We start from the raw sequence: 4,690 nt of genomic DNA, 5'->3' as shown, positions 1-4,690 counted from the left end.
TGCTCTGGCCCATGGCGCGCTAGAAAGCAGACCGACTGGCCATTAAGCTGTCCGCGGATCAGCGGCGCTGAGGTCGTCCCGTAACGGGTTTCAACGGGCTCTTGGTCTTGGACCTCGAGGCCTGGAAAGGCGCAGAAGCCGGAACCGCCAATGATCGCGAACACAGACATGAATGCCACTCCTGGAGCTCAGGAGTGGCATTGTACTGGACGCGGGCAACAATTGAACACTTGCGCAGCGACCGCTGCGCGTTGTCACTGTACATCCGTTGATAGGCTAAGCGCTTAGACCCGGTGCTCAGCGAAGATCCCGATCTCGAGCAGTTTTGGAAACAGCACCTGCTCTTCGCGGTCGATCCGGTAGGCGAGCATATCGAAGATTTCGTGCGTCTCTTCCAAGAATTCGTCGCTAAAGTTGAAGTCGCAGTTCTTTAGCCAACGCTTGTAGTACTCGTCAAAAGAGCGCCGCAAGGGCTTCTCACCGCTGATGAACCCCCAAGCGATCGACTTCACCTTGGGGTCCTCATGGATCAGCAGGTTGGGGTAGAGCTGTTTGTCCTCCTCAGAGAGATGAAGCTTGACCTTTTGCGCGAGATCGCAGAGCAGCTGATAGGCGGTCTTTGCGTTGGGCCGGATCTTCAGCTGCTCGGGCGCCATGAGCAGCCGCAGATCGTCGATCATTTGGCGCAGCTCAGTATGACTACTGCGATAGCCGTCGAGTGTCTGCATCGCCATCCTCCTCGTCTTTTGTGGCTTAGGATGGGTTTAGCTCATCAACCGCGGATTGTCAAAAAGCCCTTAATTATATTAGCTTTTTACAGAGCTGGCTAAAACCGCCCCGAGCGCTCCACAGCGGCCCTCAGATATCGGCCGGATGAGCAGCCAGGATGCGATCGGCGTTGCGGAAGTAGCTCTTGTAATCGAGTCCAAACCCCATCACGTACCGATCGGGGACCTCGAGGCCGACGATGTCGGGTCGATAGTCACAATCGCGCTCACGCTTCTTCTCGACCAGCGCGGCGCTGACCACAGACTCCGCGCCGTCTTCATAGCAGGCCTTGACGATGGCCTCCATCGTCAACCCTTCGTCGAAGATGTCGTCGATCACCAGCACGTGCTCGCCGCGCACGGCAGCAGCCGGCCGATAGCGCCACTCGATCTCGCCACCCCGAGTACCCCCGCGATAACGGGTCGCGTGCACATAATCGAGTCGCAGGGCGAAATCCAGCCGCGGCAGTAACAGACCCGTCGCGACGATGCCGCCGGTCATCACGGCGAGCACAACCGGGTCCTTATCGGCCAGCAGAGCGCTGATGGCATCACGCATCCGCTGCAGCGCTGCCTCAACCTCGTCGGCGGAGACCAGGCATTCGGTTCGCGCAGCGATCGCCTGGTATCGCTCAGGGGGCATCTTGTTCATCAATAATCTCCTAGGGAAGAGGGGACTCGAGCCGCGCGCCACTGGCGGGCGACGAAGGGCATCGGCGTTACTGTCGATGAGTAGCTCTGACAAAGGGACCAAGCGTGCGACCCCGCCTGGCGACCCAAAGAGGCGACCCTGTGAGGCAACTCAGACAAGCAGCTCAAACACTGGACGACGCTGACAACTGTTCGATTGCGCTCAACGCAGCCTGCCTGCGCTCAGCGTTGTTGATGTCTAGCCCAGGTCGGGCGCGGAGGCGCTGCAGCCGGACTGATGACTCGTCCATCGGCCAGTCTACGACGGCCTCGAGCACAGCCACGGCTGCCTCGCGATTGTTGCAGATCAGGGCCAGGTCACAGCCGGCCTGCAAGGCAGCAAGCGCCCGAGCCGCCGGGGTGCCAGCGACACCAGCGCCTCCCATATTGAGATCATCGCTGATGATCACGCCCTCGAAGCGCAGGCGCCCCCGTAACAGCTCTCGCAGCCAAAAGGCCGAGAAGCCTGCCGGCTGGGGATCGATCACAGCATAACGGACATGCGCCGGCATCACCGCCTCGAGTCCCCCGGCAATCAGGCGACGAAACGGCAACAGATCATGCTGCTCAAGCGCTCTCAGTGGACGGTGGTCCTCAGGCAGCTCGAGATGTGAATCAGCAACGACCCCACCGTGGCCGGGGAAGTGCTTGCCACAGCCGGCCATCCCGGCACTGTGGACGCCCTCCAGCCAAGCCGTCGCCAACGCTGACACCGCTTCCGGCGTCGTTGCGAAGGCACGGTCGCCGATGACGCGGCTCAGGCCTTGCTCGACATCGAGCACCGGGGCAAAGCTGAAATCAACCCCCACGGAGCGCAGCTCGGCGGCCATCAGCCAGCCGACCGCGCGCGCCGCCCCCAGTGCTGCACGCTCATCCTCTGCGTAGAGGGCTCCGAAGCGCGCCGCCGCGGGTAATCGGGTGAGCCCCTCGCAGAAGCGTTGTACCCGCCCGCCTTCTTGGTCCACTGCGATCAACAAGCGTCGCTCGTCGGCGTCGTGGATAGCCTTGGTCAGCGCTGCTAGCTGCTCAGGCGCGACGAAATTGCGTCGGAACAGGATCACACCACCAACCGCCGGATGACGCAGCAGCTCACGCTCCTCGGCGCTGAGCTCGACGCCTTGAAGATCCAGCATCACCGGTCCGAGGGACCGGCCACCCGAAGGCTGACTGCGCTTTGTGCTCGTCATGATCCTGTTACAAACCTTAGCTACGGCATTTGTCGGCTGCGCGTTTTACCAGACCGTTTGCATCGCCTGTGTATGGGTCGGAATCCTCTGGGTCGGAATCCTCTGGGTCGGAATCCTCTGGGTCAAAATCCTTTGGGTCGAAATCCAATCCAGCCGATCCGACGACTGCCTCCGCCCATGGGCGACCAGAGCAAGAGCCTGACTAGAGCGCAAGCGCAACGATAGCCATTCCACCTGCTTGGCGGACAAAACGCGCCAAATGCATCAGGATTGACAGGCCCAGACTGTGCAGGAGTCAGGGCGAAGGGCAAGAGCGCACAAGCTCGACTCGAGCAGGATCTAGGCCCTGAGCGTCTATCATCAGGTACGGACATCAAGCCGATCGCGCAGCCGGTCACCGGCGAGATTGACCGCAAGAACAACCAGCAGTAGCGCCAACCCCGGCGCGAGCACCAAGTGCGGCGAGACCAGCATGTAGGCAACGCCGTCGCGAATCATGCTGCCCCAAGACGCTGCCGGCGGCTGGATGCCCAGCCCTAGGAACGAGAGACCAGCCTCCGCGACCACGACCGAGGCGATGCCGAAGGTGGCCTCGACGATCAACGGTGCCGCCGTCAGCGGCAATAGGTGACGGAGCAGGATACGAGGGGCTGGCACGGCCAGGGCCCGCGCTGCGAGCACATGATCACGACCCCGCAATGAGAGGACCTGTGCCCGCGTCAGCCGCGCATAGCCCACCCAGCCGACAGCGGCCAAGGCCATAATGAGGTTGCCTAGCCCCGACCCCAGCACGCCCGCCAGCGCAATCGCCAGCAAGATGCCCGGAAACGCAAGAAAGACGTCGATCACCCGAACCGTCGCCAGATCCAGCCAGCCCCCAGCGAAGCCCGCGACGCCACCGACGAGCACACCGAGCATCAACGACAAGGAGACGACGCCGATCGCGACCAAGAACGAGGTCCGCGAGCCGACGATTAGGCGGTCGAGCACCGAGCGCCCAAGATCATCAGTGCCTAACGGCTGCAACAGGCTGGGCCCCTCCAGGATCTGCGGCAGATCGATCTGATTCGGCGCCAGCGGCAGCGCTGGCCCGATCAGCGCCGCCAACGCCCAGAGCGATAGGATGCCGATCGGCAGCACCTGACGCATGACTCAGCCAGCACTCACGCGTGGATCGATCCAGGCATAGGCCAGGTCGGTTGCCGTATTCACCAGCACATAGAGCACTGCAATCAGAAGCACCGTGCCCTGCACCACAGGAAAATCCCGGGCCTGGATGGCCTCGACCATCAGGCTGCCGACCCCGGGCCAGGCAAAGACTGTCTCGGTAATCACCGCTCCGGCCAGCAAGGCGCCGAGCTGAAGACCGATTAGGGTCAAGACCGGCAGCCAGGCATTGCGCAATGCGTGGTGACGCAGCACCCTGCCCTCCGACAAGCCCTTGGCCCGCGCTGTGCGAATATAGTCCTCACCCAAGACCTCGAGCACGCTGTTGCGTACCATCCGCGCCAACACCGCAGCAAGCGCGGTGCCCAGTGTGATCGCGGGCAGGATCAGGCTGGCCGGCTGCTGCATGCCGCTTACTGGGGTCCATCCGAGCCAGAGCGAAAATACCAGGATCAGGAGTGGTCCTAGCCAGAAGTTCGGCACCGCGACACCGAGGAGCGAAAAGCCCATCGCTAGGCTGTCTAACCATCGGTGCTGATGCTTCGCCGCGAGCACGCCAAGTGGTATCGCAATGACGAGCGCCAGCATCAGCGAGGCACTCGCAAGGAGCAAGGTTGGCGGCAGACGCTCGGCGAGGATACTGACCACCGGTCGCTGCTCGCGCAACGAGTCGCCGAGATCGAGCCGCGTCAGGCCAGCGAGATAGTCGAGATACTGCTGCCAAAGCGGCGCATCCAACCCTAACGCAGATCGCAGTGCGGCCCGGTCAGCGGCCTGCGCGGTCTCGCCGAGCATGGCGTCAACGGGGTCACCGGGGACGAGATGAATCAGCAGGAAGACCAGGGTGCAGGCGCCAAGCATCACCAACAGCGCCGCACT

5 protein-coding genes are annotated in these 4,690 nt (G+C 62.5%); all 5 read right to left on the bottom strand.

The features are described 5' to 3' along the window. Positions 1 to 284 precede the first annotated feature (284 nt). Entirely contained in the window at positions 285 to 728 is a 444-nt protein-coding gene (locus ACY693_RS15370; RefSeq protein ID WP_462322690.1) for a hemerythrin domain-containing protein, read from the bottom strand. Positions 729 to 858: 130 nt separating this feature from the next. Then, positions 859 to 1,419 carry a hypoxanthine-guanine phosphoribosyltransferase gene (locus ACY693_RS15365; RefSeq protein WP_462322689.1) on the bottom strand — a complete coding sequence of 187 codons (561 nt, stop codon included), beginning with the start codon at positions 1,417 to 1,419 and terminating at the stop codon, positions 859 to 861. Between the two features lie 163 nt (positions 1,420 to 1,582). Beyond that, positions 1,583 to 2,590 (bottom strand): beta-N-acetylhexosaminidase, encoded by a 1,008-nt coding sequence (gene nagZ, locus ACY693_RS15360; RefSeq protein ID WP_462322688.1) that lies wholly within the window; start codon positions 2,588 to 2,590, stop codon positions 1,583 to 1,585. Positions 2,591 to 3,004: 414 nt separating this feature from the next. Then, complete coding sequence (locus ACY693_RS15355; RefSeq protein ID WP_462322687.1) at positions 3,005 to 3,793, bottom strand: ABC transporter permease; 789 nt, start codon at positions 3,791 to 3,793, stop codon at positions 3,005 to 3,007. A gap of 3 nt (positions 3,794 to 3,796) precedes the next feature. Further along, a partial coding sequence (nikB, locus tag ACY693_RS15350; RefSeq protein WP_462322686.1) for a nickel ABC transporter permease occupies positions 3,797 to 4,690 on the bottom strand: 894 nt, incomplete at its 5' end.

Source organism: Halochromatium sp. (genome assembly GCF_054919635.1).
The sequence above is the reverse complement of the archived record's forward strand: the minus strand, read 5'-3'. Positions and strand labels throughout refer to the sequence as shown.